29 protein-coding genes are annotated in these 26,254 nt (G+C 69.0%); 3 read left to right on the top strand and 26 right to left on the bottom strand.

Annotated features, from left to right (window positions below; translation table 11 throughout):
• The first annotated feature begins 62 nt into the window (after positions 1–62).
• Positions 63–1,226, top strand: coding sequence for a winged helix DNA-binding domain-containing protein (locus ACIBN2_RS15290; RefSeq protein WP_399134825.1), 1,164 nt, complete (start codon positions 63–65; stop codon positions 1,224–1,226).
• A gap of 22 nt (positions 1,227–1,248) precedes the next feature.
• On the opposite strand, the gene ACIBN2_RS15285 is transcribed toward ACIBN2_RS15290, so the two are convergent.
• The 4 genes from ACIBN2_RS15285 to ACIBN2_RS15270 form a co-directional block, all read right to left on the bottom strand.
• Positions 1,249–2,040, bottom strand: a complete 792-nt coding sequence (locus ACIBN2_RS15285) for a methyltransferase domain-containing protein (RefSeq protein WP_399134824.1) — start codon at positions 2,038–2,040, stop codon at positions 1,249–1,251.
• 172 nt (positions 2,041–2,212) lie between these two features.
• The gene (locus tag ACIBN2_RS15280; protein ID WP_399134823.1) at positions 2,213–3,088 is read right to left on the bottom strand and encodes an LLM class flavin-dependent oxidoreductase; all 876 of its coding nucleotides are present in this window, start codon (positions 3,086–3,088) and stop codon (positions 2,213–2,215) included.
• A gap of 42 nt (positions 3,089–3,130) precedes the next feature.
• Complete coding sequence (locus tag ACIBN2_RS15275) at positions 3,131–3,712, bottom strand: dihydrofolate reductase family protein (RefSeq protein WP_399134821.1); 582 nt, start codon at positions 3,710–3,712, stop codon at positions 3,131–3,133.
• A gap of 189 nt (positions 3,713–3,901) precedes the next feature.
• On the bottom strand, positions 3,902–4,654 hold the full coding sequence (locus tag ACIBN2_RS15270; protein ID WP_399134820.1) for a prepilin peptidase: 753 nt from the start codon (positions 4,652–4,654) through the stop codon (positions 3,902–3,904).
• 144 nt (positions 4,655–4,798) lie between these two features.
• On the opposite strand from ACIBN2_RS15270, the gene ACIBN2_RS15265 reads away from it, so the two are divergent.
• Positions 4,799–5,170 (top strand): DUF192 domain-containing protein, encoded by a 372-nt coding sequence (locus tag ACIBN2_RS15265; protein WP_399134819.1) that lies wholly within the window; start codon positions 4,799–4,801, stop codon positions 5,168–5,170.
• A 353-nt stretch (positions 5,171–5,523) separates the two neighbouring features.
• On the opposite strand, the gene ACIBN2_RS15260 is transcribed toward ACIBN2_RS15265, so the two are convergent.
• The 14 genes from ACIBN2_RS15260 to ACIBN2_RS15195 all read right to left on the bottom strand — a co-directional run bounded on the left by ACIBN2_RS15260 (position 5,524) and on the right by ACIBN2_RS15195 (position 18,410).
• On the bottom strand, positions 5,524–5,805 hold the full coding sequence (locus ACIBN2_RS15260; protein ID WP_399134818.1) for a hypothetical protein: 282 nt from the start codon (positions 5,803–5,805) through the stop codon (positions 5,524–5,526).
• Positions 5,802–6,635 carry a hypothetical protein gene (locus ACIBN2_RS15255; RefSeq protein WP_399134817.1) on the bottom strand — a complete coding sequence of 278 codons (834 nt, stop codon included), beginning with the start codon at positions 6,633–6,635 and terminating at the stop codon, positions 5,802–5,804. The genes ACIBN2_RS15260 and ACIBN2_RS15255 overlap by 4 nt, the downstream gene beginning before the upstream one ends.
• A complete protein-coding gene (locus ACIBN2_RS15250) occupies positions 6,632–8,647 on the bottom strand; it encodes a Flp family type IVb pilin (RefSeq protein ID WP_399134816.1) in 2,016 nt (671 codons plus the stop codon). The genes ACIBN2_RS15255 and ACIBN2_RS15250 overlap by 4 nt, the downstream gene beginning before the upstream one ends.
• A 246-nt stretch (positions 8,648–8,893) precedes the next feature.
• Positions 8,894–9,430, bottom strand: coding sequence for a hypothetical protein (locus ACIBN2_RS15245; RefSeq protein ID WP_399134815.1), 537 nt, complete (start codon positions 9,428–9,430; stop codon positions 8,894–8,896).
• Positions 9,427–10,164: a hypothetical protein gene (locus ACIBN2_RS15240; RefSeq protein WP_399134814.1), complete on the bottom strand. Its 738-nt coding sequence runs from the start codon at positions 10,162–10,164 to the stop codon at positions 9,427–9,429. Before ACIBN2_RS15240 ends, ACIBN2_RS15245 begins: the two co-directional genes overlap by 4 nt.
• A 68-nt stretch (positions 10,165–10,232) precedes the next feature.
• On the bottom strand, positions 10,233–12,392 hold the full coding sequence (locus tag ACIBN2_RS15235) for a Tox-REase-5 domain-containing protein (protein WP_399134812.1): 2,160 nt from the start codon (positions 12,390–12,392) through the stop codon (positions 10,233–10,235).
• 355 nt (positions 12,393–12,747) lie between these two features.
• The gene (locus ACIBN2_RS15230) at positions 12,748–13,416 is read right to left on the bottom strand and encodes a hypothetical protein (protein ID WP_399134811.1); all 669 of its coding nucleotides are present in this window, start codon (positions 13,414–13,416) and stop codon (positions 12,748–12,750) included.
• A 30-nt stretch (positions 13,417–13,446) separates the two neighbouring features.
• Complete coding sequence (locus tag ACIBN2_RS15225; RefSeq protein WP_399134810.1) at positions 13,447–14,112, bottom strand: hypothetical protein; 666 nt, start codon at positions 14,110–14,112, stop codon at positions 13,447–13,449.
• Positions 14,113–14,134: 22 nt separating this feature from the next.
• Positions 14,135–15,481, bottom strand: coding sequence for a hypothetical protein (locus ACIBN2_RS15220; RefSeq protein ID WP_399134809.1), 1,347 nt, complete (start codon positions 15,479–15,481; stop codon positions 14,135–14,137).
• A complete protein-coding gene (locus ACIBN2_RS15215) occupies positions 15,478–15,801 on the bottom strand; it encodes a hypothetical protein (RefSeq protein ID WP_399134808.1) in 324 nt (107 codons plus the stop codon). The genes ACIBN2_RS15220 and ACIBN2_RS15215 overlap by 4 nt, the downstream gene beginning before the upstream one ends.
• Before the next feature lie 39 nt (positions 15,802–15,840).
• Positions 15,841–16,914 (bottom strand): hypothetical protein, encoded by a 1,074-nt coding sequence (locus ACIBN2_RS15210; RefSeq protein WP_399135251.1) that lies wholly within the window; start codon positions 16,912–16,914, stop codon positions 15,841–15,843.
• Positions 16,911–17,564 carry a hypothetical protein gene (locus tag ACIBN2_RS15205; protein WP_399134807.1) on the bottom strand — a complete coding sequence of 218 codons (654 nt, stop codon included), beginning with the start codon at positions 17,562–17,564 and terminating at the stop codon, positions 16,911–16,913. Before ACIBN2_RS15205 ends, ACIBN2_RS15210 begins: the two co-directional genes overlap by 4 nt.
• A gap of 511 nt (positions 17,565–18,075) precedes the next feature.
• On the bottom strand, positions 18,076–18,267 hold the full coding sequence (locus ACIBN2_RS15200) for a hypothetical protein (RefSeq protein WP_399134806.1): 192 nt from the start codon (positions 18,265–18,267) through the stop codon (positions 18,076–18,078).
• Complete coding sequence (locus tag ACIBN2_RS15195; RefSeq protein ID WP_399134805.1) at positions 18,264–18,410, bottom strand: hypothetical protein; 147 nt, start codon at positions 18,408–18,410, stop codon at positions 18,264–18,266. Before ACIBN2_RS15195 ends, ACIBN2_RS15200 begins: the two co-directional genes overlap by 4 nt.
• Positions 18,411–19,002: 592 nt before the next feature.
• Between ACIBN2_RS15195 and ACIBN2_RS15190 the strand changes: the two genes are divergently transcribed.
• A complete protein-coding gene (locus ACIBN2_RS15190) occupies positions 19,003–19,281 on the top strand; it encodes a GntR family transcriptional regulator (RefSeq protein WP_399134804.1) in 279 nt (92 codons plus the stop codon).
• 85 nt (positions 19,282–19,366) lie between these two features.
• Here the strand turns inward: ACIBN2_RS15190 and ACIBN2_RS15185 are convergent, their stop codons facing one another.
• The 8 genes from ACIBN2_RS15185 to ACIBN2_RS15150 all read right to left on the bottom strand — a co-directional run bounded on the left by ACIBN2_RS15185 (position 19,367) and on the right by ACIBN2_RS15150 (position 26,254).
• Positions 19,367–20,020, bottom strand: a complete 654-nt coding sequence (locus tag ACIBN2_RS15185) for an OmpA family protein (protein WP_399134803.1) — start codon at positions 20,018–20,020, stop codon at positions 19,367–19,369.
• A gap of 8 nt (positions 20,021–20,028) precedes the next feature.
• Positions 20,029–20,607: a hypothetical protein gene (locus tag ACIBN2_RS15180; protein ID WP_399134802.1), complete on the bottom strand. Its 579-nt coding sequence runs from the start codon at positions 20,605–20,607 to the stop codon at positions 20,029–20,031.
• A 16-nt stretch (positions 20,608–20,623) separates the two neighbouring features.
• Positions 20,624–21,241, bottom strand: a complete 618-nt coding sequence (locus ACIBN2_RS15175; RefSeq protein ID WP_399135250.1) for a pilus assembly protein TadG-related protein — start codon at positions 21,239–21,241, stop codon at positions 20,624–20,626.
• Entirely contained in the window at positions 21,241–21,474 is a 234-nt protein-coding gene (locus tag ACIBN2_RS15170) for a hypothetical protein (RefSeq protein ID WP_399134801.1), read from the bottom strand. The genes ACIBN2_RS15175 and ACIBN2_RS15170 overlap by 1 nt, the downstream gene beginning before the upstream one ends.
• Before the next feature lie 253 nt (positions 21,475–21,727).
• Positions 21,728–22,681, bottom strand: a complete 954-nt coding sequence (locus tag ACIBN2_RS15165) for a response regulator (protein WP_399134800.1) — start codon at positions 22,679–22,681, stop codon at positions 21,728–21,730.
• 56 nt (positions 22,682–22,737) lie between these two features.
• A complete protein-coding gene (locus ACIBN2_RS15160) occupies positions 22,738–24,372 on the bottom strand; it encodes a histidine kinase (RefSeq protein ID WP_399134799.1) in 1,635 nt (544 codons plus the stop codon).
• Between the two features lie 18 nt (positions 24,373–24,390).
• Entirely contained in the window at positions 24,391–25,278 is an 888-nt protein-coding gene (locus tag ACIBN2_RS15155) for a DUF5936 domain-containing protein (RefSeq protein WP_399134798.1), read from the bottom strand.
• A 31-nt stretch (positions 25,279–25,309) separates the two neighbouring features.
• A complete protein-coding gene (locus tag ACIBN2_RS15150; RefSeq protein ID WP_399134797.1) occupies positions 25,310–26,254 on the bottom strand; it encodes a type II secretion system F family protein in 945 nt (314 codons plus the stop codon).

Genomic DNA, 26,254 nt, shown 5'->3' with positions numbered 1-26,254 from the left:
GAGTGGAGAGGGCTCGCCGATGGAGGACAGGATCTGACCTCCATCCGGCCTACGGTCGGTCCATGACCCTGACGATCACATGGGAACAGGCGAGCGCACGGCGGCTGGAGCGGCAGTTCCTGGCCACGCCTGCGAGAAGCGGCACCGCGGTCGCCGACGTCGTCGGCACGATGCTCGGCGCGCATGCGCAGGTGCTGTCCGCGGCGGAGGTGTCGGTGGGGGTACGGACCGCGGACCTGACGCGGGCCGGGGTGCGCGCCGCCCTCTGGGGCGGCCCCTCGCCGGCGTCGCTGGTGAAGATGCACGGGCCGCGCGGGACCGTGCATCTGCTGCCCGCGCGGGAACTGCCCCTGTGGTGCTCGGCGCTGCCCGCGGTGCCGTCCGGTGCGGGACCGTTCGCGCCGGACGTGCGGGTCACCGAGGATCAGGCGCGGCAGATCGTGGCGGCGATCGGGGACGCGCTGGAGGGGGCCTGCCTGACCGTCGACGAGCTGAGCGAGGAGGTCGTCGCCCGTACCGGCTCGTGGGCCGGTGACCGCGTGATGCCCGCCTTCCAGGACCTGTGGCCGCGCTGGCGGCAGGTGATGCACCGGGCCGGCCAGTCCGGCGCCCTCTGCTTCGGCCCGAACCGCGGCCGCAAGGTCACCTACACCCGCCCGCCCCACTTCACGCCGCTGCCGCCCGACGAGGCGGTGCGCGAGCTGGCCCTCCGCCATCTGCGGTCCTACGGTCCCGCCGCGCCGCAGCACTTCGCCAAGTGGCTGGCGGCGCCGGGCGGCTGGGCCACCGCGCTGTTCCGGCAGCTGGCCGGGGCCGGGGAGATCGAGGAGGTCGAGTTCGAGGGGGCGAGGGGATGCTGGATCGTGGCCGGTGACACGGAGTTCCCCGAGGGCCGGGTCCGCGGGGTCCGGCTGCTGCCGTACTTCGACGCCTACGCCATCGCCGCCCAGCCCCGGGAGACCCTGTTCCCGGGCCGCGCCCGGCAGCGGGCGCTGGCCGGCGGGCAGGCCGGCAACTACCCGGTGCTGCTGGTGGACGGCGTGGTGGCAGGGGTGTGGCACCAACACCGCCGGGGCGGCCGTACCACCGTCACGGTGGAACCCCTCGGACCCCTCACGGCGCGACAGGAGAGGCAGCTGTCCGAGCAGGTGGAGCGGGTGGGCGAAGTGCTGGAGGCGCGGCCGGAGTTGGTGATCGGCGAGGTGACGTCCGGCGCGCACGCCTAGGGCCCGGGGAGTGTCCGACCCCCTAGCGGTGATGCAGTTTGCGGGCCTCGAAGAGGTGGCGGGTGCTGTGGGCGACGAAGGGGCCCTCGGCCCCGATCCGGTCGTGCAGGGCACGGAGCCGGTCCTCGTACGCCTCGACCGTGAAGTCCGGGACCATCCAGATCACCTTGCGGAGGAAGTGGACGACGGCGGCGATGTCGTAGAACTCGATGCGGAGCCGTTCGGCGCGCAGGGTGACGATCTCCAGGCCGGCGGCCTCGGCGCCGGCGCGTTCGTGGTCGGGGTGGCGGACGGTGCTCTGCTCGGCCGGGAGGGGGCCGAGGAAGTGCTCGACGAGTTCGAACACGCTGCGGGGGCCCACGTGCTGGGCGAAGTACGTGCCGCCCGGCTCCAGGACGCGGGTGATCTCCGGCCAGTTCGGGGTCACCGGGTGGCGGCTGCCGACCAGGTCGAAGGCGCCGTCCGCGAAGGGCAGCGCCGCGTCCTCGGGCGCGGCGACGACCACGGTGCCGCGCGGGCGGAGCAGGGCGGTGGCCTTGGCGACGTTCGGCGGCCAGCCCTCGGTCGCGGCGGTGAGCGCCGGAGCCTTGGCGGCCCGGCCGAGCGCGAAGTCCAGGACCTCTCCCCCGCCCGTCTGGATGTCCAGCGCGGCGGTGGCCTCGGCGAGCCGGCCGGCCAGGGACACGGCGTACCCCCATGAGGGCCGCTGTTCCGTGGCCCGGCCCTCGAACCAGGAGAAGTCCCAGCCTTCGGTGGGCACGGCAGCGCCCTCGGCCACGAGGTCGTCGAAGCTGCGGGGCGGGTGCTGGGGCATGAGGTGACGGGTCCTTTTCAGAGATGGGGGCGGAGTTGGGCGTACGCGGCCCCGGCCGTCGGCACGTGGCTCGAAGGGCAGGCGCAAGGCGGGGGAAGCAGTTCGCCGTCCGGCCGGTCCTCGTCCGGCTGGTCCGCGTATGGCTGGTCCTCGTCCGGCGCGCCCGGCCCGGTCATGGGACGAGCGGCCTGACCTCTTCCGCCACGAACCGCACGAACCCCTCGGGGTCGGGCTCGTCACCCGTCGGCTGAAGGATCACCGTGTCGGCGCCGGCCTCGGCAAGGCGCTGTACTGCCTTGGCGACGGTGCCGGCGTCCCCGGCGACCCCGAGGTCGGGGGCGGGTTCGAGCCCCTCCTCTGCCTGGGCGGCGCGGAGCCGGGCGGCGGCGTCGGGTCCGGTGGTGGCGAGCAGGTAGACGACGACCTCGTGCGGATCGGCGGACCGCCCGGCCGACTCCCGCCCCTCGTCGACGAGTTGACGCGCCCGGCGTACGCCGTCCGCCGTGGTGGCCGCGGTCAGGACGGTGCCGTCCGCCGCCTCGCCGGACAGCCGCAGCGAACGCGGCCCGGTGGCCCCGGCGAAGACGGGCACGGGAGCGGACGGCGGCCAGTCGAGGCCGACGTCGTCGAGGCGGACGTAGCGTCCGCTGGTGGTGAGCCGCTCGCCGCGCAGCAGGGTGCGCAGGGCGAGGAGGTGCTCCCGCAGCAGGGTCAGCGGCGACTCGACACGCGCCCCGACCTGCCCCATCCAGTCCTGCACGCCGTGCCCGACGCCGACGACGGCGCGCCCGGGGAACATCCGGTGCAGGGTGGCTGTCTCCATGGCGGTCACGGCGACGTTCCGCAGCGGCACGGGCAGCAGGCCGACGCCGACCCGCACCCGCTCGGTCCAGGCGAGGGCGGCCGCGGCGGCCGAGATCCCGCCCTCCAGGAAGCAGTCCTCCCACAGCCAGAGCTCTTCGAGCCCGGCCTGGTCGGCGGCACGAGCGACGGCGCGCAGCCGCTCGGGGGGCAGTTGGGGGCGGAACACGGCACCGAGTCCAGTCATGCGTTCCTTCCTACCCGCGCCGAAACCGGCCGGACAACTGCTTTACGAGGCGCCGCCGCCGCCGGCGTTCGGCACGTAGTGCAGGAACTCCACGCCGTTGCCGAAGGAACGGCTCTCGACGAGCCGGAGGGACGCGCCGATGCCGGGCTCCGGGAAGAGCCGCGTGCCGTGGCCGACGAGGGCCGGATGGACGTAGATCCGGTACTCGTCGACGAGCCCGAGCCGCAGGAACTCCGCGGCGACCCCGGCCCCGCCGAGCCCGAGGTCCCCGTGGGACCGCTCCTTGAGCGCCCTGACCTCCTCGGGGACGACGTCCCGCACGACGGTCGCGTTCCAGTCGGCCCACTCCAGGGTCCGCGAGTACACGACCTTCGGGATCTTCCGCCAGATGCCGGCGAACTCGGCGCCGACGGCGGAGATGTCCGGGTCCGCGTCCGCGGTGGGCCAGTAGCCGGCCATCAGCTCATAGGTGCGGCGGCCGCTCAGCAGGGCGCCGTACTGCCCGATGACCTCGTTGAAGTGCTGGTGCGTCTCCTCGTCGACGCAGTGCCAGCCGATGTCGTGGTCGGGGCCCTCGACATAACCGTCGAGGGAGATGTTCATCATCAACACGATCTTCGACATCGGTCACCCAGCCGTCGTCCGTCCGAATCGGTCGTCGCACACCGTATCCGGAGTCGATCACGAGGCGATCCGGGGGCGAACCGGGGTCGATCAGGAGGCGACCGGGGTCGAACCGGAGTCGGTCAGAAGGCGATCGGGGTCGAACCAGGCTCGATCCGAACGCGCGGCCGATGCCCGCGGTCCGGGCGGTCAGCGCACCGCGAACGCCCCCAGCAGCAGCCCCGTGAACGCCCCGCCCGTCATGAACGGCCCCAGCGGGATCGTCGACTTGCGGCCCGCCCGGCGCAGCACGACCAGCCCGAGGCCGTACACGGCGCCGTAGAGCAGCCCCATGAAGGCACCGGTCAGCAGGATCCCCCAGCCGTACCAGCCGAGGGCCGCGCCCAGCGCGAGGGCCAGCTTCACATCGCCGAAGCCCATGCCGGAGGGGTTGACGAGGAAGAGGACGAGATAGGCGCCGCCCAGGGCCAGGCCGCCGAGCAGGGACGTGGGCCAGGAGCCGCTGCCGCCCGGAAGGAGGGCGGCGACGCCGAGCAGGGCTGCGATCGCGGCGGCCAGCGGCAGGGTCAGGACGTCGGGGAGGCGGTGGACCCGGTGGTCGACGAGCGTCAGCAGGACCGCCACGGGCGTGAGCAGGACCCAGACCGCCGTCTCCGGGTGGAGGCCGCCGGCCGCGGCGAGAGCGGCGCAGACGAGTGCGGTCACGGTGGAGACGGTGAGCGTGCTCGGGCCGTACGTCCCGCACGGGCGGGCCCGCTCCACGGTCGCGCAGCTGGCCCGGCCCACCCAGCCGCCGTACGCACCCGTGATCGGGTGACCGGCGGGGCAGTTCGCGCTCCAGGGCTCGCCCGCCTCGACCGAGAAACGGTGCGCCGCGCGGGGCAGCGCGAGGCCGGCCCCCGCTCCCCACAGAGCGGCCACGACGATCAGGAGTACGCCCACGGCGGGACCCTATGGCGGCGGGGGCGGGTTCGGCATGGGTCCGTGGGCCCATGTAGGGCCCAGTGGTGTGCGGATACGTTCGGGTCTCGCAGTTCTCCTGCGCGCAGGCGTGCACAGGTGGCGGAAACGGGAGGGGGCCTCGGCATGGGGCGGCGTTGGCAGGACGGACGGGGCAGGCTGCTGGTGCGGGATGGTGAACTCGGCGCGCAATCGGTGCCGTTGGAGATCGCCACGTCCTACCGGGCCCGTACGAAAGGGCTGTTGGGCCGGGACTCGGTCGACGGAGCGATCCTGCTCTCCCCCGCCAACAGCATCCACACCTTCCGTATGCGCATCCCCATCGACGTCGCCTACCTCGACCGCGACCTCAATGTCATCGCCGTACGAACGATGAAGCCCTGGCGGCTGGGCCTGCCCCGACCCCGATCCCGGCACGTGCTGGAGGCGGAGGCCGGGGTGATGGCGGGGTGGGGGCTGCGGGCCGGGACTCGGGTGGAGGTGACGGGCGGGGCGTGACGGGCGGGTGCTTGACGGGCGGGTGCTTGACGGGTGGGTGCTTGACGGGCGGGTGCTTGACGGGTGGGTGCTTGACGGATGGGGCGTGAGCAGGCACCGGGGGCTGGCGGCCCGTCGCCGGGGGTTGCCGGCCGGTCTCCGCTAGTTGTCCTTCTCCCAGCGCCGCATGTCCTCCGCGTTGCCGATCCTGATGCCGAAGGTCCAGGTCGGGTCGAAGAACAGCCAGTAACGGGACTCGAGTTCGAGGCCAGGCACTTGAGGACGCCCTCGGCTGGATCGGACCCGCCGTCCGTGAACGAGCGGACGGCGGTGCAGCGCAGCCTCGACCAGCCGTCCCCGAAGAGCTGCTCCCCTCAGGAGGCATGGGCGACCTCGTCGTCCGTCTCCTCCTCCACGGTCTCGAAGAACTCGACCCCGCCGAGCGAGACGGACTCCACGAGCCGCACCGCCAACTGGTCGTACTGCCCCACCGATTCGAGCCGCAGCACCCCCGCGTCGAGCACCACGTGCACGACGAGCGGCTGTGGCCGGAACACGGGGACGGGCACCTCGTCCCGGTCGACGAACCCGGGGACGAGCACGTCTGGCACATGGCGTTGCCGCAGCACGTCCTCGATGCGGTGCCATGCGGTCACCAGGGGATCGTCCTCGGACTCCGGTCCCACCACCAGCGTTCGGTCTCGGAGTGTCCGCCGGGCTCGGTCGACTCGCGGAAGAGGTCGTCGAGCCGGGCCAGAACCGTTCGCAGGCCCTCCGCGTGCTGGTCGTCGACCTCGGTGACGAGCTGCACCAGGTCGTCACGGGCCCGCAGGTCACGCTGGAAGAGGGCCTTGTGGTAGCGCCCGGACGGACCCCACCGGGCCGTGGCCAGGCGCCGGACGAGCCGTTCCCACACGTGCAGGTCGTAGTGGACGCGGCCTTCGACACTGGCCGTCGTGCCCCGCGGATACGTGGCGAGAAAGGCGTCGGACAGAGGCGTCTCGACGCTCTCGTGCTCAATGACCTCGGGGAGGATCTCCACCTTCGCGCCGGGGAGATCGGCCACCTCGTCCTCCACCGCGTCGACCCGGTACGTCGTGTCCTCGTCCGAGTCGATCGTCTCCAGCCGGCACCGCACCGTGCGCCCGTCCGGCGCGGCGACCCAGTATGCGCTGTCCAGGTCGAGGTCCAGGGCAGGATGGAGAACCGAGGTCCCCGTCCGGACCGCGAGCCCTTGAGCAAGGGCCGCCTCGCCGAGGGTGCCTGCCTTCTCGTCGTCGACGTAGATGTCGAGTTCCAGTGCCAGGTCACCGAGTGGCAGCACGCGGTAGGTGCACAGGACCGGTGAGTCCCAGCGCCGCGCTTCCTGGTCTCCGTCCGTGTCGGCGACGTCCACGGCTTCCTCCGCCACGGCCAGCAGCTCCGCCAGGGCACCGCGGAGGGCCGACGGCCCGGGTTCGGCGACGGTGAAGAGATTCGCGATCACTTGTAGGTCCCGTCGTACACCTGCTTGGCCTTTGCCACCTTGTCCGGGTTGTTGACGAACTTCGGATCACGCTGCAATTGCTGCGACTTGCTGAGATCACCCTTGTTCCGCACGATCTCCTTGAGCGCAGCGTATTCAATGCGGTCCATGTCGACCAAGCCGGGCCCGGACTTGGGGAAGACCGTGCCGCTCTCCTCGATGCCGTACTGGCGGCCGTTGATCTCGTACGTGTTCCCGTCCGGCAGGAGCTTGGCGCGGCCCTTCGCGATGCCCTCGATGTCCGCGCGGACCGCGTCCTCGTTCCCGCGCAGGATCACGGTGTTGCGTTCCTTGACCTGGCCGCTGCCCGCTCCGCCGACCGTGTGGCGCTTGTTGGGGAAGCGCAGCGTCTTCCCGGCCGCCGGTCCGGGAACGTCGTCTCCCGCCTGCCACCGGTCAGCCGCCTTGTCGGCCTCGTCGGCCTGCTTGCGCGCCTCCTCGGCCTCCTTCTTGGCGTCCTCGTCGCAGCCGTCCTCGGCGAGGACGACGTACGGGGAGCCGCCGGCGGCCAGGACCGTGGTGCCGGTGCCGGAGGAGCCGGTGAGGGTGCCCCGGCCGGACGGGGCCGTACCGTCGGACGGGGCCGTGCCGTCGTATGAGGCCGTGCCGTCGTATGGGATCCGGCGGCTCGGTGCGGAGATCGTGCAGCCGGACTGCCTGGCCTTCTTCTCCGCCTCCTCCGCCGCGTCGTCGGCCTCCTTGGCCGCCTTCTCCGCGCCGGCCACGTCACCGGCCTTGGCCGCCTTCTTGGCGTCCTCCGCGGCCTTGCCGGCCTTCTCTGCGAGCTTGCCCAGCTTGCCGAGTTTGCCGAGTACGCCGACCTTCTCGACGACCTTTCCGACGTCGTAGCCCGGGATGAAGAGCGAACCGATGTTCCAGACAACGGTCGTGACGGCGCGCGTCTTGTTGCCGCTGTTCCACTGGTCGGCGACGTCCTTGCCGATGAACATGTCGTAGAGGACCGAGCCGCCCGTCTTCAGCGACGCGCCGCCCCAGTCGGTGATCGCGCCGAGGTAGTCGCCCTTGGACCACTTGTCGGCGGCGCCCTTGGAGTTCTCCACCCAGTCGTGGCCGAGCTGCTTGCCGTAGTCCCCGAGGCCGTTGAGCGTGTCGAGGGGGTGCCGGACCATGTCGTAGATCCCGGTCAGGTCGCCCCAGACGCCGTCGACGAAGAGGCCCTGGCCGACCTGCTTGACCTGGTTGCCGGCGCAGCCGAAGAAGGCGCCGAAGCCGGAGAAGCAGCCGTCGTCCTTCTTATTGTCCTTGTTTTCCTTGTTTTCCTTGTTGTCTTTCTTGTCGCCCGTGTCGGTGGGCTGCTGGGCTCCGGGGGCGCCGGTCTGCCGGCCGGGGTCGGCCGTACCGTTCCTGTCCCCCGCCCGGACGTCCGTGTCGCCGCCCGACGGGGCCGGGCAGGCCATGCCGGTGACCTTGCAGACCTGGGCCTGGATGCCACCCGAGATCTGGGTGCCGAGCCCGGTGACCACCAGTGCCGTGACGATCGCGGCGACGATGGCGACGAGACCGGCGTACTCGATCGCGGTCTGCCCCTCGTCCCGGCGCCAGCGGATCATGCGGGCCAGGGAGAACGGGCGGCGCTCAGCGCGGTCCAGTTCGGGAACGTCGTACCAGTGACGGCTCTCCGGGCGGAGCAGGAAGCAGAGGATGAGGACCGGCAGCACGAGCTGCGTTCCGCCGCGGGCCGATCCCGCGACGAGGTTGGCCGCGCCGCTCAGGATCAGCCACACCTGTACGGCGATCAGACCGCGCCGGACCGCGACCCCGCCCTCCCAGCTCCGCCGGGCCAGCCACCAGCCCAGGGTGCCGGGGGCGGCCCCGTAGACGAGAAGCGCGATCACGGCGCCGCCCAGGGCCCCGGCCGACGTCGCCGTGAACAGCAGGCCGAGGCCGCCGACGATCGTCATGCCGAACAGGACGTGGGTGAGCACCAGTGCGGACGCGAGCGGCGTGGGCATGTTCCGGCGCCTGCCGTGTCCTGCCGGCCACACGGCCCCGGACTCCGGCACTCCCCCGATCGACGCCATGACCGCCCCCCTCGACTGGATACTCGGCCGAGGTTAGGAAGAGGCGGTCTGCCCGAGATGGGCCCGTGGACCCAAATCCACGCCCAAAGGACCGAAGGGTTACGGCGATCGGTCGGCGGGGCCGGTCACGGGGATCGGTCGGCGGGGCCGGTCACGGGGATCGGTCGGCGGAGCCGGTCACGGGGATCGGTCGGCGGAGCCAGTCACGGGGATCCCCCCGGCGGGGCCGGTCACGGCCGCGACGGACGCGACCGCCGCGAACAGGACCACCGGCTCCTCCTTGTCCTCGTGGCCGACGCTCGCGGCGATGACGCGGTCGGCGTTGTGCCAGTGGAGAAGGTCGCCGAACCAGCCCTGCCGGACGAGTTCGCGGAGGAGGGGCGGGACGTCGTCGTCCTCGTCGTCGGGGTCCAGGAAGGCGTAGTCCTCCATGGACATCTCCCCGTGCGGGCCCCAACGGGCGTCGAGGGCGGTCGCGAGGTCCTTCAGCTCCGCCTCGAACTCAGCACTGACCCGCATGAGTTCGGCCCAGTCGTCGTCCGGGTCGGCGGAGAAGAAGTCGCGGCTTTCGCGCAGCTTCAGCAGGTGGAAGCCGTCTTCGGGGAGGGGGAGGGTGAGGTGGTCGGCGATGGTCGCAACGTACGTGGATGTGGATGTGGATGTGGATGTGGACGTGGGTGCGGGTGGCGGGGTGGGCTCCGGGGTGTCGTTCACAGCGTCGGCCGGGTGGCGGGGACGGGCAGAGGCTCCAGGGCGCCGCACTCCATGAGGGCCTTTTGGGCGGCGAGCACCGTCTCCGTGGTGGGCGTGCCGCCCGGGGTGTCCGCGAGGTCCAGGACCAGGCCGCCGTGGTCAGCCGGGAGGCGGAGGGCGGGGAAGTCGGCGGGCACGCGGGCGGCGCGGGCTGCGGAGAGGTGGACGGACCAGCCGACGCTGGGGTCGGTGTTTTGCAGGCCGTACGCCTCCTGTACGGCGTCCGACAGATCCCAGTCGAAGACGAGACCGCAGTCCGCGTCCCACACTCCGCCCAGCACGGCCAGCGTCTCGGCGTAGTGGTCCGACAGCGGGGACCGGGACGACGTGGGGGCGCGGAAGAGTTCGAGGGCCGCAGTGAAGGGCGTGTACTCGTCCGTTCCGCCGGCGATCACCTGGGCCCGTACGTAACTGCCGTCCTGCTGGGTGGCGACGAGGTGGGCGGTGTATCCCAGGATGTCGAGGTCGTCCTGGGTGTTCACGGTCCGCAGGGCCATTGCGAAACCGTCGGGGTCGGTCGGCACGTTCGGCACCGGGGCACCCGCACCCGCGTCCTCCTCCCAGCGCCATTCGGCCAGGGCCCCCTGTGACAGGTCCGTCAGCCGCCTCGAGGTCTCGAGCCAGCGCGCGGCCAGTTCCTCCGGCGTCTCGGGACGCGGGCCCCAGGCCACGTTCACGACCACTTCGTTCGGCATACGGGCTACTCCGCTCCTACGTCTGCACCGGGCTGTACTTGTCCTACGTCTGCACCGGGCTGCCTGTTCTACTTCTGCACCGGTGTGTACTTGACGATCACGTTCACACGGGCCTGCCGGAAGGCGCGCTGAGCGGCCTTGGCGACCTTCTCATTGGAGAAGTTCCACTCGATCGGCTTCCCGTTCGCCGCCCGCAACTGGCGCCGCGCCTGCTCGACGAACTTGTCCGCCTGCTTCTTGACCAAAGTGCCGTCCTGCGCGACCTGCTTGCCGTAGCCGAACTTCGCCTCGACGTAAGTCTGCCGTGCCGAGTCCCAGCCGTCGAAGTCAACGGCCCGGCCGGTCTGTGGGTCCTTGACCGAGTACTCCTTGCCGCGCTTCACCTTGGAGATCTGCTCCTGGTAACGCATCCAGCGTTCTTGTTTCGGCCAGTAAGCCACCGACTTCTTGGACTTCCAGGCGCCGTCGCCGGCGTCCTTGAAGCCCGCACGCGGATTCTTCAGATCCTTGTACCAGGACGGCTTCTTCCACTTGGCGACCTGTTTGCGGCTGGCCTCCTTCTGCGCCGCCTTCTCCGCCTCAGCGGCCTCGTCGGCCTGCTTGCGCGCCTCCTCGGCCTGCTTCTTCGCGTCCTCGTCGCAGCCGCCTTCGGCGAGGACGACGTAGGCGGAGCCGCCGGCTGCGAGGACGGTGGTGCCGGTGCCGGAGGAGCCGGTGAAGGTGCTGCCGGTGAAGGTTGTGCCGGTGAAGGTGCTGCCGCCGGCCGGCGCGGTGTCGTCGTACGGCGTCCTGACGTAGGGGGCGGAGACGGTGCAGCCGGCCTCCCGGGCCTTCTTCTCCGCCTCGTCGGCCGCGGCGTCGGCGTCCTTCGCCGCCTTCTCGGCCGCCTCGGCGTCGCCCGCCTTGGCGGCCTTCTTTGCGTCCTCCGCCGCCTTGCCCGCCTTCTCGGACAGCTTTCCCAGCCTGCCGAGCTTCCCGAGCTTGCCAAGCTTGCCGATCTTCTCGCCGACCTTGGCCTCGCCGTAGCCGGGGATGAAGAGGGAACCGACGTTCCAAATGACCGTGGTGACGGCGCGGGTCTTGTTCCCACTGTTCCACTGGTCACGGACGTCGTCCCCGATGAACATGTCGTCGAGGATCTTGCCGCCCGAGTTCACGGTGGCGCCGCCCCAGTCGGTGAGGGCGTCCCAATAGTGCCCCTCGGACCACTTCTTACCGGCGTCCTTGGCGTCCTGCGACCACTGGTCGGCGATCGAACTGCCGTAGTCCTTCAAGCCTTTCAGGGTGTCGAGCGGATGCCGAACGATGTCGTAGACCCCGGTGACGTCACCCCACACCCCATCGACGAACAGCCCCTGCCCGACCTGCTTGACCTGATTCCCAGCACAACCGAAGAAGGCTCCGACCCCGGAGAAACAGCCGCCGTCGTCCTTCTTGCCGCCACTGTCGTCCTGCGCGGCCTGCTCGTCGCCCTCCCAGCCGGGCTCACCTTCGGCGGCGGCGTCTTTGTCGTCGTCGCTTTCGTCTACGGCGGTTTCGTCTCCAGGGGTTTCGTCTCCGGCGGTTTGGTCTACGTCGTTGGAGTGAGGGTTGGAGCGGGAGTCGGCGGAGGATCCGGGGTGGTCGCTGCTCTTGTCACGGCTGTTGCTCGTTCCGGCCCGGTCATCCGTACCGTCACCCGAAGGGGCAGGGCACGCGGTGCCGGTGACCTTGCAGATCTGCGACTGGATGCCGCCGTAGATCTGCGTGCCGAGCCCGCTGACCAGCAGGGCGACGATGATGGCGGCGACAACGGCGATCAGACCGGCGTACTCCACCGCGGTCTGCCCCTCGTCCCGATGCCAACGGATCATCCGGGCCAGCGAGAACGGCCGCCGCTCGGGCCGCTCGTAATCGGGCAGCCGGTACCAGGCGCGGCTCTCGGGACGGAACAGGAACAGCAGAATGAGGACGGGCAGAAGGAGTTGGGCGAACCCCTTGGGCGAGCCTTGAAGAATGTTGCCGACCGAGGCGAGGACGAGCCAGATCTGCATGGCGACCAGTCCGCCCCAGACCCGCGCCCCGCCTTCCCAACTCCGCCGGGCCAGCCACCAGCCGAGGGCACCCGGTGCGGCCGCGTAGACGAACAGCGCGAGCATCTCGCCGTCAAAGGCGTCGGCCGACGTCGCGGTCAGCAGCAGACCGAGGCCGCCGAAGACCGTCGCCGCGAACAACACATGCACTAGCACGAGCGCGGACGAAAGCGGACCGGGCATAACCGCCCGCCGCCCCCCACCCGCCCCATACACCGGGACTCCCCCGCTCGAGGCCATGCCCCGCCCCCTCTCAACCCCCCACGCGGGGAGCTGAGTTCACTCGCCTTCGGGCGACTTCACCCCGACCCCGCGCCAACAGCGCACGACAGGGTCCGACGGTAGGGAGGTGTCGCCTGGGCGACATGGGCCTGCGGGCCCAAATCGGTGCCCAATCAGCGCTGGAGCGTGGGCTCGGCGAAGATGCCGCCCAGGGGTCACAGCTCAGTGACGTCCCGGGGTGAGCTGTCCTGTGCCCGCGAATGCGCCTACTGACGAAGTGGGCGGCAACTCAGTTCGTCTGCCTTTGGGCCAGAGGAGATTCGAAGCTGGTGAGTTCGGCGATCTGCCGGAGGATCGCGCGGTATTCGGCGCGTCGCTCCACTGCCGTGGTAGTCAGCATGAGCACCGCCATGCGCCTGCAATCCGGGTGCGGAAGGTAAGCGTGGATCTGGAGCAGTGGAGTCGAGGGAAGACCGGATTCGTGTGCAGGCGTCCGTACAGTCTCGCCTATCGATGCGGGCCCACTGGCCAGATCCACGTACTCGACGTGAGAGTACTGCTTCGCCGTCGCCACTGCCCGTGCCGAACTCGCTGATGGCGGGGACCAGGCAATATCACGCCATGACACGGTGAAGAGGGAGTGCAAGGTTCTGCCACTCCCATCCCCCATGTCGTCGCGATGCACCCCAAGCGAGCAATGCACGGTGCCCACCTCGCGCAGGGCGTGGAGGAGCTGCTGCCCCGAGGCAAGCTGAGCGATGAACTGTTGACGCGTGACGCCGTCGGGAATGGCTTCCACCAGTGGAGCAATCGCCTCCGTGAGCCGGTTCGCCTCAGGAGACATGGGAGGAGCGAGCAGAACGTCAAGCGGCACTTCGGTGAAGCCGCCAGGAACGGCAAACCAGATGCCGGTACTTGTGTCATGGACGGATTCGTCGACGACGATACGAGGCTGCATGTCTGTGGGGTTCCGTTGTTGTCGAGCGCGTCACGAACGAGCCGGCCGGACCCCGGCGCGGCGACCACGTGCGATGTCCTCGGTAGTCGCTCCCCAATCGGCTACGGTACGGCTCCCTCCGTCTGAGCCCATCTGCTGACGAAGAAAGCGCAAGCGCTGCGGCATCGGGCCGCCGGACCCTGACGCAGCGAGCACGCCGATGAATCGAGAGTCCCCGGCGAACCACACGACGCCGATCTGAGCTTTGAGGTCGGGGGTCGCACGAGGCGCCATGCGTCGGCTCCACCAGCCGACACCCCAATGCCGAGAGAACACCATGGGCAGACGCTCCTCCGGCCGAGCCGGATTCGGGAACTCGAACCAGCCGAACTGCCTGCCCACGACGTCGGTTCGCTTGGCGAGGCCGTAGGGGACGTCGTGGGACAATTGCCATGAATAAACGCGCAGGACCCGCCTCATCCGAAAGAGGGCGGAAATAATGAAGAGCTGCAGGAATGCTCGGTAGAAGCTGTACACCAGGAACGGGACTACGACGACTGCATACCCGGGCCCCAGGAATACCGACAGGACAGCCAGCAATGCGAACCACGCGGCAATCCAGGCAACGAGAGCGAACGCGTTCATTGTCAATTGCTTGAACCAGGCGCGCCGGGTCAGTGAGTGCTCCCAGGCTACGGGGTGGTCTGTGGGGTTCATGTGCAGTCTCTTGTCCTTTGGGTCAGAACGCGTGCCGCGCGAGGTCGATCATCGCGCCACCGTCCAGGATGGTCCTCACGCCGTCGATTCCAGTAGCACTGTCGGTGACGTTGTCGTTGTCCAGTTGGTCTACCGCATTGGAGATCAGGCCATACCCAGCTGTTACGACACCGACCGAAGCCGATGTGATCTCCACGATCTCGCCCACCCGCGCCGAGTCACGCGCTCCGCGCACCACGAGGTCCAAAGCCGGATTCCCGACACGCGAAATCGCCTTGGCCTGACTCATCGTTTCGCTCCCGAACACCGTGAGGGCCCTTCCCAGCGTGACCGTCTCTTCACCGGCCCGCAGGGCGTTCACCGCTCCGCGGGCTCCCATACCCACAGCCCCCAGACCCGGAACCGCCCCCAGGGCGTCGCCACCAAGGCCTACGACGTTGCCCCAGAAATCGGAGTCGAACTCACCTTTGGTGAAGCCGTCTTTCAAGGATGCGAGCACTTCGGAGTCGGACAGCCGCATGGTGAGCGCGGTCGCGCTCAACGCCGCCGCCGAGAGCAGCAGAACGGCTGCGGCCACACCACCCGTCGCCACGAACAGCGCTACGAGGCCGATGACACCCGCGGTGAAACTCAGGATGTCGGGCAGGTTCTCGGTGAACCAATCGGCACATTCATCAAGCCAACCCGGTTCGTGCGGCGCCAACTTCCTCGTCGCATCGCGGATCTTGTCTGCTCGGTGATGCGCCTTCTCCTCGTGCTCCTCGGCCAGCTTCTTCGCCTTGCCGATGATCTTGTCGAGGTCGGCCTGCGCCTCTTCCACAGCCGTGTTCGCGTGGATCAGCGACTTATGGGCAGCACTTTGGTGAGCGCCCTTCTTGTCGAGATCACGGTCGTTCTTCGCACTGGCCTGGCGTCCCTTCGCTGCGTCCAGAACGGCCTGGGCATCCTTCGCGTCACTCTCCAGGCTCTTGGCGCGACGCTGGAAGTCGTCGAATTCACCATCCCAACGGTCAAGTTGGCGAGCTGCCTTGCGGATGGAGTGTGCGGCGTTCTTGAGATTCAGAGACAGTGGACCATCTTCCAATTGCCCCCGAAAGGCGACGGCTGCGTCGCCTTTCCAATAACTGCCCTGCAACAGCTTGGTGACCAGGCCATGGGTCTCTTCCAAGACCTTGGCGCAGGTCGAAAGCTTCTTGTGCAAGTCACGGATGGTGTCCGTACTTCCCGGCACCGGATTGAAACCCAGATGGGGGTAGTCCGGGTTCGGGATCCTTGGGGCGGACTTCAGACCTTGAGGCTTACTGAGATCTGAATGGGACTGCGGATCGGGAGCAGCACCTGCCTGCTCGACGCCAGGAGCGTAGGTCATTTCGAACCCCCGGGCTTGCCCTTGCCCTTCTCAGCCTTCTTCAGCGCTTCCTCAAGTGCCTTGTCCACCTCTTGGTAACTGTCCTTACTCTTGCCGATGATCTCGGCGAGGTCGTCAGTCTGCTCACCGATCTGCTCGGTGCCGCACTTCCAGTCCTTCTGGAATTCTTCGCACGCAGAGTCGAGATCATCTGTTCCGAGCCCGGTCACGGTCGCATCGCTCAGCGCTTTGCGCAGCCCGTTGAGCGACTTGCTCGACTTCTCTAGGAGTTTCATGAAGTGCGCAAGTTCGTCACCGTCAACGGCGAGCCGCTCCGCCATGCACTTGTCCTCTCTCCCCGGGCCATGCTGCCGCCCAGGTCAGCGGTTGACGGCCTGAATCTCCTGCACTGCCATGGCCTTTGTGGTCTCGAAGGTGCCATCCGGCAGATCGCCCTTGGCGCCGCCGGAGCCTTCCCACGAGATCTGCCAGGTGATCGACGCCTTCAACTGGTACGGCTGCGCGCCGCGGGCACGCAGATAGGTGACACCACACGGCGGGGACTTGTACGCGTCGCCCTTGGTGTACGGCGTGCCGATAGATCCGTCGGCATTGATCGCGCAGTCGCCGGAGGAGGGAGAGGTCTCGGAGTCGCTCGTGCCCGGGTCTACATGCAGGGCTACCGGCTTCGCCGTTGTCTCCGCCCAGACTCCGGCTTCCGGCAACTCCGCGCGGACCGTGACCTCGTTGAACTTGGCCTTGTCCAGCCACACCCATGTAGGCGCGTTCACCGTTGACTTGATGGCAGGCTTCAGCTCGATCCGAGTCTGCGGAACGTTGATCTTGTCGTAGGCGTAGGCGGCGAGGACGTCAGGGGTGGGGGCGTGCTTGTCCTCGGGGAGGGTCTTGGCGTTCTGCCAGAACAGAGTGCGTTCGCAGTCATACGACTCGACGTCGTTGGCGCGGTTCTTGTTGATCACCCCGCGCCAGAACATGCCGTCCTTGCCAAGGTTGTAGTCCTTGAAGCCCGCCCCGCTGCTGTTCTCCGCCTTGCCCTTCTCATAGTGGTCCAACATCAGTTGCTCGCCCCAGCTGAGCGTCGGTGTGACAGGCACCAGATCCGCATTGGGGTTCTTCTTGAGCCGATCCACGGCTCCCTTGAGCTGCTGGGGGGATGCGACCGGCTCGTACCAGCACGCCGGCGGCTGCCAGTTGGGGTCCACCGGGGCGAGCGGCTTGGTGGAGCTGCGCGCGGTGCTGCCGCCGGACTGCGTGACCTTGATGTGGGTGGTGGTGGCCGATGCAGTCAGGGTGTTACCGGACGCACTGCCGGAGGAGCCAGAAGACGTCTTGTTGTCCTCGTTCCCGATGGCGCCATAGGCAGCTGTCGTGGACAGAGCCAGCGTGCAGCACGACGCTGCCAGCAGCGAACTCGCCCTCGCTGCCAAGTTCATCGGCTGCACGCTCCCGGCACCACGTTCACAGACGTGAGCTTCCATACCCCCTGTGAGGTCTTGTCCAGCCTGGTCCGGTACTGAATCACGTTCTCCGGCTTGTCCGGAGTCTTGACGATCTTCCCCGTCTTCCGGTCCTTCGTGGACGCCTGGCGCTCGTCGACGCAGTAGAAGAGAGCACCGGAGCCGCTGTCGCTGATGAGAACCTTGGGGTTGAAGACCGAGACCTTGCCGATCAGGGTTTCATCGTCATCGACGAACTGCTTGATCCACTTGTGGGCGCTCGGCAGGGTGGCTTCCGAGTTGTAGAAGGCGACCGCTTCGGAGTTCACGTCAGCCTCGATGACCGCCGCGTACTCCGACCGCAGTTCCTCACGGCCGTCATTCAGGATCGCCTGAAGCTTCGGATCACTGTTCGTCCAGTTCTCGAAGTCCGCCTGGAACTCCTTGGGCAGCGTGATCTCCGGTCGCTTGACGCCGTCTCGCGAGGCGGAAGCGGAAGGGCTCGGCGATGACGCTCCGCCGGCGGTGCCGGCGCCCTTGATGTCGTCCGAGGACGAGTCGCCGCCCCCTCCCGAGCCGCAGGCGGTCAGCAGTAGGGCCGCGGATGCGGTGAGCGCGGCGATGGTGAGCCGGGCGGGGCGGTTCACTGTGGACTCCCGTTGATGTGGGGGGGTAACTCAAGCGAACCAAACGCTAGCCGTGGGGCACTTGTTGGCACCAATCGGGATCTTGTCGACCTGCGATGAACCGGCCGCCGATTTGGTGAGGTTTGGGCGATTGTGCAGCACTCCATGTGACTGGTCGACACGCCCTGGGTGACCGATGGCGCAGCCATGGACCATGACCAGCCATCCATCGCAGTGAACTTGATTTGCCTGTGCGCGCTTCACCCCAAGTCGGGGGTCACTTGGCAGCCGAGAGTTGTCGACCAGCATTCGCTTCACCGGGGGCAACCACCTGCGACCCCACTTCGGGCGCGCGCTCGAGCGCTGGGTCGATGCCCAACTCGCCGCCGCGCAGCCTGATCACAAGGTCAGGACGCGCGGGGCGACCCGGCGCGTGGGCCGGCCCTGTCCCCACGCGCCGGACATCCCGCGGGCTACCGGGCCAACGAGGTTCCTTCCACCGGGCCACGCGGTGGGCGCCCAGCCAGGAAGATCACCGCTTGCCCATCTCGGCGGTGTGGTGACAGTCGCAGTCGCAGCGGCGCGCCAGTAGGAGCCTGCTGTGCGGCAGCGGTATGTCCCGGAGTTGGCGGCACGCGCCGTGCACGTCCTCGTATCCGGACTGCCGGGCCAGGGCGCACTCCGCCGAGAGCGCCCATGCGTCCACCGCGCCTTGCGCGTTCACCGTTCACCTTCGTAGCCGGTCGACACCTCCCGTTCATCCGGCGGCGGGAAGTGCGAGGCGCACGCCTGGCAGGCGTACACGGTGAAGCCCGGACCCGAATTCTGGTGCACCACGCACACCACGACCGGGGTTTCGGTGGTCATGTGGCAGCGCACGCACATCCGCACCGGTGGACGTGGCCTCGCCCGACCGCCCCTGGGTGGCCCAGGCTCCGAACCCCCGTTCTCCATCACGCCGCCCTCTCCGCTGCACCAACCACGTGCCGGTCGAGGTCGATGCCGAAGTCCGCTGCCAGGACCAAGGTGATCCGGCGTCGCCGGGCACGCTCCCGCTCACGATCCCGTTCGGCAGCCAGCACGTACGGGCGCGCCAACGCGGAGGCGCGACCGTCCAGCGGCTCGGGCAGCCCGTACGGGGAGCGGTGGGCGGGAAGCGGTACGGCTACCTGGCAGGGCGCGCCCGGAGCGCAGGCGGGGGTCGGTGCGGCGGGGCGTGGGTGCGCTCGCCGGGTACCGGTGCCGGGCGCCAGCAGAGCCAACACCCTGCACAGCAACGCGTGGATAATGCTCACTGTCGTCAACCTCCATGCGGTTGGTGGCCGTGCCCCCGGACGGCTCCACCCGTCGCGGGGGTCTACTGCTCCAAACTGTAGGGCAACCTGGTACGTCCTGGTACGTCTTCTCACGTAAGAGGTCGTCCTATGCGGACCTGGGTTGACCTTTTACGCTCCGAGGCATGATAAAGATCGACCGGGAGAGCATCACCCCGATGTACGTGCAGCTGGCATCGGCCCTGCGCGAGCGGATCCGCCGTGGCGAGATCCCGGTCGGCCGCCGCATTCCGTCCCAGTACGAGTTGGAGCAGGAGACGGGAGGCTCGGTCAGTCGGCGCACCATCAAGTCCGCCGTCGAGCTGCTGCAAGCCGAAGGTGTTGTTCAGGGGGTCCAGGGCAAGGGCGTGTTCGTCATCGCCATGCCCAGCGACACTGCCGAGAACGACGGGACTGACACCTGACAGCCCGCGTAAGAAGGGGCCTGCCCCTCGCCCGTGACGGCGTGGGACAAGCCCCGGTGGTTTCCCATGCGTCTTACGACCTGCGTCAGTTGCCGTTCTCGCCCCGCGGGAACGTGACCTCCACCCGCCTGTTCTTCTTACGGCCCTCCTCCGTGGAGTTGTCGGCGATGGGGTACTGCTCGCCGTAGCCGCGTACCTCGAAGGTGATGTTCGGGTCGTTGAGTTGCTGGTCCAGGACGTCCTGGACGGCGTTGGCGCGTTGCCTGGAAAGGACGTCGCCGTGGGCGGAGGAGCCGAGGTTGTCGGTGAAGCCGAAGACGCGGACCTTGGTCGCCTTCTGGTTCTTGACCTCGTCGGCGATCGTCGCGATGCGGGACTTCGCCTCGCCGCTCAGCTTCGCGCTGTCCTTGCTGAAGAGGACCTCGGCCTGGAGCGCGAACGTGACGTCGGTGTTGGTGTCTTCGCGGCGTTCGGTGCCGCTCTGGTCCTCCACGACGGACTTGATGTCGAGGACTTTCGGAGAGGCCAGAGTCGCGCCCTCGGGGAGCTTCAGGTCCGGGTCGTTGGGGTCGACCTTGACGGGAGCGGAGGCGGACGCCTCGGTGCCCGGCGGGGTGCTCGGGCTTTCGTCGGCGTGGGCCGTCACCGCGCCGTAGAGATTCGCGGCGACCATGACTGTCGCGGCGGTGATGACCATCGCGAGGCGCGGTGGCGTCGCTCGGGTACGGGTACGGGTCATGGCCGGCCTCACGCGGAGATCTTGACGCTGGCGGTGGAGAACGTCGGCAGTTGGAAGTCCACCTCGGTCGTGCTCGCCGGAGGCGCGGGGAACTGCATGAAGACGGAGACGGTTCCTCCCGCCTTCACGTCCTGGACGCCGGTCGTGGTGAGCGGACGCCCGTCCGTGTCCCGGAGCACGTAGTAGCGTTTCTTCCCCTTCGTGTCGACAAGGGTGGCTCCACCGAAGGACTGGCCGTTCTTCATGATCTCGGTCTCGTTGCCGGTGAGCTGAGAAGAGAGGACCGCCGCCTCGCTTCCGTCGTTCTTGAGCTCACCGTTGATGGTGAGGAATCCGCCGGAGTCCCGCTTGGCCGACGTGATTTTCAAGGTGAGCCCGTCGGGCCCCTTGAGCTCGGCCAAGGGTTCTTCCGACTGCCCTTGCTGAGCACTCGGCTTGGATCCACCGTCCTTGGAGGCAGAAGCCGATGTGTCCGGCTTCTTGTCGTCGCCTCCGCCACCGCAACCGGCCACACCGAGGGCCAGACCGGCCGCAACAGTCAACGCGACCATCCCCCTGCGGGCCTTCGTAGTGAACCGAATGCTCATGCCTGTTCGTCCTTCTTCACTCGTCGTTCGCTGATGGATCGGCCAGATGGACGTCGAAAAGGTCCTCGGGTCCGGGCAGATCGGTGAGGTGCTTCGGGTCCAGGTCCCAGTCCCTGTCCTTGCAGGAGAGCCGCGGCAGCACGTCTGCGCCGGCGTCCCTCGCCAGGGGCTTGAACGTGCAGAGCGGTTCGATCACGGCAGTGGCACTCGCATGCGCGTGCTGGTTCTCCGTGCCAGGGACGATGGATTCCCCAACAGGCTTGTTAGCTTGCACATAAACCGTGTAGCTCAAGGGCACCGTCGTCGTCCCGCAAGGCGGGATCAAGGTCGCGTCGTTCTGCGACGCGAGCTGCCCCGCGCGTCCGCAGCCGTTGAACATCGCTCCGTCGCCGTTGAAGATGCCTTGCCACTTGGTCGGGTCGCGTACGTTCTCCACCCACACGCCGGCAAGTTGATCCCGGGTCTCCTGGGCCGCCGCGAGGGCCGCCGCGTCGGCGGCCGTCTGGGCACCGTTCCGATTCGCCGCGGCCTGGCCGACCGCGAAGTAGGCGAACGCAAGGAAGAGCAGGCCCCCCACCACCGTGATGTAGATGGGGAAGGCCTGCCCTGCATCGCCGTACCGACGAGGTCGGATCAAGGGGCGACCTTGGTGATCTGCGCCTTGATCTTGTCGAGGATCGTCTTGCCGACATCCGTGCCCGTGATGGCCAGAACGATCGCCACGACCACCGCGATGATGCCCAGGTACTCGACCGCGGTCTGGCCCTTGTCGCCCGCTCGGCGCCGAACCGCCTCGACCGTGGTGTTCTTCCAGTTGTTCACACGCACCTGGGTCGCAACGGCGGTCTTCAGCATCAGGTCGCTCATGGTGTTCCCCTCCGGGTTCGGCCGGCCGTGTACCGGCCGACTCCTGCGTCTCTGTGCCTTTCGCGTAACCGGCTTCCTCCTTGCCGGTGCCGCTTTCGACACGAGAAACGTACGGCGGAACACCCCGCCCGACGGAGGGTCCCAGGGCCCAATCGCGGGCCCAATCCGAGGCCCAACCACCGCGCTGGGACGACACGTTCGTCGGCTGGGTCCGCAGGCCCAGGTCACCACTCCCCCGCACCTTCACCGCAGGTCACCCCACCCCTCGGCCCGAACCGGGCGCCGTGCCCAGCCACTTGGCGGCCGCTTCCGAGCGGCTGGTGCTGTGGAGTTTGGCGAAGATGCGGTTGATGTGGTTCTTGACCGTCTTCTCGCTGATGAAGCAGGTGGCGGCGATCTGCTGGTTGTTCATGCCGGACGCGATGTGGTCCATGATCTCCGCCTCCCTCGTGCTCAGTTGGAACCGTGACCTGTCCGGAGCGGCCGGGCGGCCACTCGACCATCCAGACGACGACTGTCCCACATCCGGTTGCATTTGCGAAAGGTTTTCTGCGGAAACACCGGGAACGGGGGGCCGATGGGTGTCGAAATGGCCTGGTAGAGCTGGCACTTCGGCTTGGAGATACGGGGGCCTCGCCGATGTATTTCCGTATGCAGTCGCATCGGCCTGGCCCAGACCCTCGGGGAGGGGCACTCCTCCGACGGGGTTCTGGCCCTGGCGGAGTTGCGCCAGCAGTGCTCCCGCCGCCGTCGGGGTGAAGTGGGGCCGGCCTTCCTTGATGTCCCGGATCGCCGCGACCAGTTGGTCGGCGGTGAACTCTCCGTGCACCAGGTAGCCGCCGGCGCCTCGGCGCAGGGCCTCCTGGACGATTTCCGACTCCCTGCTGTACGTGAGCATCACGACCGGGGCGATGTGCACGAGGTACGGGAGTGCCGAGATGCCGTCCACGCCCGGCATGCGGACGTCCAGGAGGACGACGTCGGGGCGGTGCTGGAGCGCGGCTTCGTATGCCTGGCGGCCGTCCGCCGCCTCCGCCGCGACCGTGATGTCGGAGCGGCCGGAGAGGAGGGCCGTGAGGCCCGCGCGGACCACCGGGTTGTCGTCCGCCACCACGACCTTGAGCGGTGCGGGTGGGGGGAACGCCTCGAACGGGCTCTTGGGCGGCGGCTCCTGGGAGCCGGGGTGGGGATTCGTCGGGTCCGGCATGGGGAGTTGGCCTCCTCTCTTCTGCGAGGGTTCGTGGGGGGATGGATACGGCGTGCTCATGCGGGTGAGGGCGACGGCGCCGCGGTCAGGGCCGCGAGTGGGAGTTCCAGGCGGACCTCCGTGCCCTTGGGATGGCCGCCGCGGCCGATGCGGATGCGGGCGCCGACCGATGCGGCACGCTCGACCATTCCGACCAGGCCGAAGTGGCCCGCACGGCGCAGTTGTTCGAGGCTCGTGCCGGAGGGCAGGCCGCGGCCGTCGTCGTAGACGCTGATGCGGAGCAGGTCGCCGTGGACGCCCGCGCTGACGTCGATGCGGGTCGGGCCCGCGTGGCGATGTGCGTTCTCCATCGCTTCCGAGGCGATCGTCAGGAGCTGGCGGGCCACGGCCGGTGGCACGGGCGGGACGGTGTGTTCGCCGGTGGGGCGGTACACGGCCGGGAGGCGGGTGCGGGTGCTGAAGTCCCGCGTGCGGGCGGCCAGTTCGACGAGCACGTCGGTGGCGTGCTCAGGGTCCGATTCGCGGCGCAGGTCGGCCAGGAGTTCGCGGGATTCGGCCGCTGCCCTGCGGGCCGAGCGGGCGACCAGTTCAGCCTGCTGCTTGACGAGTTTCGCGTCCATGTGCGGTGCGCCCGCGGATCCGGCGAGGCCGTCCGCGGCAAGCGCCACGCCGTGCAGGGTCTTGGCCACCGAGTCGTGCATCTCGCGGGCCAGGCGGGCCCGTTCGGCGCTGACCGCCTCCGTGACCGCGAGGCGCGCCTGAACGGTGGTGAGGGCCTGGGTCGCCGCGCCGAAGCGGAGCATCAGGTTGCGCAGTGTCGAGCCGCCCGCGCCCGCGATCACGCAGAGGCCGGGCAGGAGCAGGGACTCCGCGGGAGCCGCGTGCAGGTCCTTCGTGGCCGCGTAGACCAGGAAGAGGATCACGGACTGGAGGGAGGCGAACACCGCCGCGCCACGCCAGCCGTAGACGATGCCGGCCAGGAGCGGGGTGCAGACGCTGACGTAGGCAAGGGTGGTGTCCGGGCCCGCGGAGATCAGGAGCAGGGAGCCGAAGAGGGTGTCCACCGCGAGGAGTGTGGGGTGGCGCAGGAGGAGGGGGCCGAAGCGTTCCCAGTCCCTGAAGAGGACGTAGGAGCCCATGAAGGTGACTACGACCGCTGCGCCTACGAGGCGGGTGGCCAGGCCCGGGGAGGCGTTGACGAGGGCGGCGGGGGCGGCCAGGGCGATCATGGCCAGGCGGAAGCCGAATACCTGGCGGCACATGGCCTGGAGGGCGTTGACCTGGATCGGGATGGTCGCGTTGCCGGGTGCGGGCTGTTGGGTGGGCACCCGGCCTTCGGCCGGGTTTGGGTTCACACCCGCACCCCCCGTGCTGCTTTCGTCGTCGACTGCCGGTGGCCCCTGTGAGGGTCCCGCACCATCGGCGACTGCCGGCAGTCTCTCCGCCACAACAGCGCCCGCCGCTGCCACCGGCCCCACACCCCGCGGATCCGGCTGCGCCGGCACCCCCGCCAGCCGCATCCCCGCCGGTTCCCAACCCGGCGGCAGTGCCGGTGTCACCGACGTCACCGGGATGTCGGGGGCGCCCGTGCGGACGTGGGGCGGGAGGACCGTGCCTGCGGGCGGGGTGGTGATCTCCGGGGTTTTCGGGCGCCGTCGCAGCAGGCCCGTGCGTTCGCTCGTCGTCGCCATGTCCGTCGTCACCCCGTCCTACTTGCCCGTGAGGGAGCCGAAGTCGGTGCCGGAGCCGAGGATCAGGCCGGCGCCGAGGAGGATCATGGTGGCCGGGACCATGAAGGTGGTGATCATCATGGTGGCCTTGGGGACCGCGCGGGCCGCCTTGCGGCGGGCGTTCTGCGCGTCCGTGCGGCGCATGTCCTTCGCCAGGGACACCAGGGTGTCGACGATCGGCGCGCCGAGTTCCTCGCCCTGCTGGAGCGCGGTCACGAACATCGCGACCTGCTCGGAGTCGTTGCGGCGGCGCAGTTCGGCGAAGGCCTGGCGGCGGCTCATGCCGAGGTCCATCTGGCGCAGGGTGATGCGGAGTTCGTCCGCCCACGGGCCCTCGTACTTCGACGCCACCCGGTCCAGGGCCTGGCGGAATCCGAGGCCGGCGCTGACGACGACCGCGAGGACGTCCAGGAAGTCCGGCAGCGTGCGCTCGATGACGTCCCTGCGGACGCGGATCGCCGCCCAGATGCCGACCTCCGTCCAGAACGCGCCGAAGGCGAACAGGATGACGGCCACGATGAGGTTGCCCTTCATCAGGAACACCAGGCCGCCGACGCCGCCGAGGAAGCCGTAGACCGCGCGGCGGGCCGCGTAGCGGTCGATGGTCAGGCCCCCCGGGTTGCCCGCGAGGTCGATCTTGCGGCGGTACCGGGCCACCATCTTGGGGCCCATCAGCCGCAGGACCGCCGGCGCGTACCGCATGCCGAGGCGGTCGACGAGCGAGTCGACCGCGCCGGTGCGGGTGGAGCCGACCTCCAGGGCCAGCGCGAGGTCTCCGGGAAGTCGCGCGTCGGCGCGGTACATGCGGATGCCCGCGAAGACGCCCCAGATGCTGAGGCCCATCACCAGTGCCAGCAGAAGTCCCATGGTCGTCCTCCCTCCAGGCTTCTCGGACGTCTCAGACGTCGATACGGGACATACGGCGGATGAGGATGAAGCCGACCGCGTAGAGCGAGAACGCGATGATCACCGCGCCCTGGCCGAGCGGGGAGCCGGTCATCCGGTCCAGGGCGCCGGTCTTGACGCCGTTCATCAGGAACAACGAGCCCACGCCCAGGACGGGGACGGCGTACGACGTCATGTTGACCTGCGAGAGCTGGGTGCGGACCTCGCGCCGGGTCTCCTTGCGCTCCTCCAGCGTCTCCGTGAGGTTGCGCAGGGCGCTGACCACCTGGCCGCCCGCGCGGTTGGACAGGACCAACGTGGTCACGAGGACGACCAGTTCGCGTGAAGGCAGCCGGTCCGCCAGTTCGCCCAGTGCGTCGTCCATCGACGCGCCGAGCGCCAACTGGTTGGCCACCTTGCCCAGTTCCTCACCGGCCGGTGCCTCCAGCTCCTCCGCCGCCATCCCGATGGCCGTGCGCAGCGCCAGGCCCGCCTGGGTCGCGTTCGCCAGGATGCGGGCCAGTTCGGGCAGTTGGTTGATGAACTTCTCGATCCGCTTCTGCCGCTGCCAGTTGAGGAACTGCAGCGCCACCCAGATTCCGAGCAGTCCGGCCAGCGGCCCGAAGAACGGGGCCAGGGTGGCCTGTCCGATCAGCCACAGCCCCGCCACCGTGGCCAGCATGTAGACGAAGAACTCGCCCGGCGTGATGTCCAGGCCGGTCGCCGCCAGCCGGAGTTCCAGCTTCTTGCCGAGCTTCGTACGGCGCAGCCGGCGGTCCAGGTTGCGGAAGCGGCGCCGCTTGCCGCCGATGGGGATCTGGCCGGTGGCCGACAGCCGGTCGACGAGTTCCTGGCGATGGGCCTTGCCCATGGCGTAGGCGTGCAGACCCATGACCCCGAGGACGCAGGTCAGCAGGGTGATGCCGGTGGTGAGCGTGACGAGGGTTTGCAGATCCAT

It is taken from the genome of Streptomyces sp. NPDC050534, assembly GCF_044457745.1.
In the GTDB taxonomy this organism is placed as follows: Bacteria; Actinomycetota; Actinomycetes; order Streptomycetales; family Streptomycetaceae; genus Streptomyces.
Note: the sequence above shows the minus strand (reverse complement) of the source record. Positions and strands in the feature narration are given on the sequence as shown.

Coding starts and splice junctions, on each gene's coding strand:
- ACIBN2_RS15160 (WP_399134799.1), bottom strand. CDS start 24,372: ATGGCGACGACGAGCGAACGCACGGGCCTGCTGCGACGGCGCCCGAAA.
- ACIBN2_RS15275 (WP_399134821.1), bottom strand. CDS start 3,712: ATGTCGAAGATCGTGTTGATGATGAACATCTCCCTCGACGGTTATGTC.
- ACIBN2_RS15290 (WP_399134825.1), top strand. CDS start 63: ATGACCCTGACGATCACATGGGAACAGGCGAGCGCACGGCGGCTGGAG.
- ACIBN2_RS15180 (WP_399134802.1), bottom strand. CDS start 20,607: ATGAGCATTCGGTTCACTACGAAGGCCCGCAGGGGGATGGTCGCGTTG.
- ACIBN2_RS15240 (WP_399134814.1), bottom strand. CDS start 10,164: ATGCCGAACGAAGTGGTCGTGAACGTGGCCTGGGGCCCGCGTCCCGAG.
- ACIBN2_RS15280 (WP_399134823.1), bottom strand. CDS start 3,088: ATGACTGGACTCGGTGCCGTGTTCCGCCCCCAACTGCCCCCCGAGCGG.
- ACIBN2_RS15210 (WP_399135251.1), bottom strand. CDS start 16,914: ATGAACTTGGCAGCGAGGGCGAGTTCGCTGCTGGCAGCGTCGTGCTGC.
- ACIBN2_RS15150 (WP_399134797.1), bottom strand. CDS start 26,254: ATGGATCTGCAAACCCTCGTCACGCTCACCACCGGCATCACCCTGCTG.
- ACIBN2_RS15190 (WP_399134804.1), top strand. CDS start 19,003: ATGATAAAGATCGACCGGGAGAGCATCACCCCGATGTACGTGCAGCTG.
- ACIBN2_RS15265 (WP_399134819.1), top strand. CDS start 4,799: ATGGGGCGGCGTTGGCAGGACGGACGGGGCAGGCTGCTGGTGCGGGAT.
- ACIBN2_RS15250 (WP_399134816.1), bottom strand. CDS start 8,647: ATGCCCACGCCGCTCGCGTCCGCACTGGTGCTCACCCACGTCCTGTTC.
- ACIBN2_RS15225 (WP_399134810.1), bottom strand. CDS start 14,112: ATGAACCCCACAGACCACCCCGTAGCCTGGGAGCACTCACTGACCCGG.
- ACIBN2_RS15170 (WP_399134801.1), bottom strand. CDS start 21,474: ATGAGCGACCTGATGCTGAAGACCGCCGTTGCGACCCAGGTGCGTGTG.
- ACIBN2_RS15185 (WP_399134803.1), bottom strand. CDS start 20,020: ATGACCCGTACCCGTACCCGAGCGACGCCACCGCGCCTCGCGATGGTC.
- ACIBN2_RS15220 (WP_399134809.1), bottom strand. CDS start 15,481: ATGACCTACGCTCCTGGCGTCGAGCAGGCAGGTGCTGCTCCCGATCCG.
- ACIBN2_RS15165 (WP_399134800.1), bottom strand. CDS start 22,681: ATGCCGGACCCGACGAATCCCCACCCCGGCTCCCAGGAGCCGCCGCCC.
- ACIBN2_RS15195 (WP_399134805.1), bottom strand. CDS start 18,410: ATGACCACCGAAACCCCGGTCGTGGTGTGCGTGGTGCACCAGAATTCG.
- ACIBN2_RS15155 (WP_399134798.1), bottom strand. CDS start 25,278: ATGGGACTTCTGCTGGCACTGGTGATGGGCCTCAGCATCTGGGGCGTC.
- ACIBN2_RS15285 (WP_399134824.1), bottom strand. CDS start 2,040: ATGCCCCAGCACCCGCCCCGCAGCTTCGACGACCTCGTGGCCGAGGGC.
- ACIBN2_RS15230 (WP_399134811.1), bottom strand. CDS start 13,416: ATGCAGCCTCGTATCGTCGTCGACGAATCCGTCCATGACACAAGTACC.
- ACIBN2_RS15215 (WP_399134808.1), bottom strand. CDS start 15,801: ATGGCGGAGCGGCTCGCCGTTGACGGTGACGAACTTGCGCACTTCATG.